Source organism: Pseudomonas fluorescens, from assembly GCF_001902145.1.
Taxonomy (GTDB): domain Bacteria; phylum Pseudomonadota; class Gammaproteobacteria; order Pseudomonadales; family Pseudomonadaceae; genus Aquipseudomonas; species Aquipseudomonas fluorescens_BV.
In genome coordinates this window covers 1-1,842 of sequence record NZ_MRST01000004.1, presented here as the reverse complement: position 1 = coordinate 1,842, position 1,842 = coordinate 1, and the positions used below count along the sequence as shown (strand labels likewise).

At 57.5% G+C, this 1,842-nt stretch carries 1 protein-coding gene; it reads left to right on the top strand.

The genetic code is table 11. The features are described 5' to 3' along the window. Positions 1 to 437 precede the first annotated feature (437 nt). Positions 438 to 1,754: a group II intron reverse transcriptase/maturase gene (gene ltrA / locus BUE92_RS00025; protein ID WP_073521433.1), complete on the top strand. Its 1,317-nt coding sequence runs from the start codon at positions 438 to 440 to the stop codon at positions 1,752 to 1,754. Positions 1,755 to 1,842 lie beyond the last annotated feature (88 nt).

Below are 1,842 nucleotides of genomic sequence, written 5' to 3'. Positions count from 1 at the left end.
CCTTTTTTGTGTGCGCCCAGCATGGGCGCAATCTTGTGGGTGAGAGTCCCGCCGTGAGCTGACCACAGCGAACGAAGTGAAGCGCAACTGCATGAGGGCGACCGAGTGTGGGGAGGAAGCGTGAATCGAAGCCATGAGCCGATGTACAAGAACCGGATATAAGGCAAAGCCGATCAGGGCGAGCGGGCACAAAACCGCGAAGCTCTTGTGGTCAAGGATCAGGCTGTGTAAATCCGGCGGTTGTGTGGTGAAGGATTGCGTTCTTACCTGGGGAGATCTCGCCTCATGCCTGAAAGGGCGACGGTGCAAGCCGGAGCGAGAAGTCAGCAGAGGCCGTAGTAGTCTTTTTTTTTGACGAAGGGCCGAACGAGAGAAAGCGTTATAGGCCATGTTGATGCGAAAGACCGGAAGTCAGATGCCTGCCAAACGCGGGGCTGATGGAGACTGCGAACGGTGAAGCCGTGAGAAGCTCCGTCAGCGACGAGGTCAATCGCCCGCAAAATGAAACCGACAACGCAGGGCAAGGGCTGCTGGAGCGGGCCTTTGCGAGAGAAAACCTGAAGCGGGCGTGGAAACGGGTCAAGGCCAACAAAGGTGCGGCGGGGGTCGACGGTCTGGATATTGATCAGACGGCCGAGTACCTGCTGACCCAATGGGCGGCGATTCGTGAACAGCTTCTATCAGGTGTCTACCGGCCCAGTCCGGTACGGCGTGTAACCATTCCCAAACCCGACGGCGGTCAACGCGAGCTGGGTATCCCAACGGTCACCGACCGCTTGATCCAACAAGCGTTGCTGCAAGTCTTGCAGCCATTACTCGATCCGACTTTCAGTGAACACAGCTACGGCTTCCGTCCTGGACGCTGTGCGCAGGGCGCCGTTTTAGCGGCTCAGCGCTATGTTTCTTCAGGGCGTAAAGTGGTGGTGGATGTTGATCTGGAGAAATTCTTCGACCGGGTCGACCACGATATTTTGATGGATCGTTTACGCAAACGGATCGCGGATCGGGCGGTTATCCGGCTGACTCGTGCGTATCTGGATGCGGGAACGCTGATCAATGGCGTGGTCGAGAAAAGTCGCTGCGGGGTGCCGCAAGGCGGCCCGCTGTCGCCGTTGCTGGCGAATGTGCTACTGGACGAAGTGGATCGGGAGCTTGAACGTCGAAGTCATTGCTTCGTGCGCTATGCCGACGATGCGAACGTTTATGTTCGTAGTCAGAAGGCGGGGCAACGGGTGATGGATTTGCTGAAGCGTCTGTATGAAAAGCTGCACTTGAGCGTCAACGCGAGTAAGAGTGCGGTGACGAGCGCGTTTGGTCGCAAGTATTTGGGCTATGAGTTGTGGTCATTCCGCGACGAAGCTAAGCGTGCTGCCTCTTATGAAGCGCAGAAGCAGTTCAAGCAGCGAATACGCTGGTACACCCGACGCTCGTGTGGTCGTAGCTTGCAGCAAATCGTCGATGAGCTGCGCCCTTACATTTTGGGCTGGAAAGCTTACTTCGGGTTGTCGCAAACCCCAGCCGTCTGGCGTGAGCTGGACGAATGGATGCGACACCGATTGCGAGCTATCCAGCTCAAACAATGGAAGCGCGGAACGACGACGTATCGCGAGTTGCGAGCACTTGGCGCGAGTAACCAAGTGGCGCAGAAGGTGGCAGGAAACACCTGCCGCTGGTGGCATAACAGTCGTCTGGAGCTGAATCGCGTGCTTACTATTGCGTGGTTCGACAGGCTGGGATTAGTACGTCTCTCATAACCTCAATCTCTCGAACCGCCCGGTGCGGACCCGCATGCCGGGTGGTGTGGCAGGGGAGCGGCCTGTGAAGGCCGCCCCCTATGCCGAT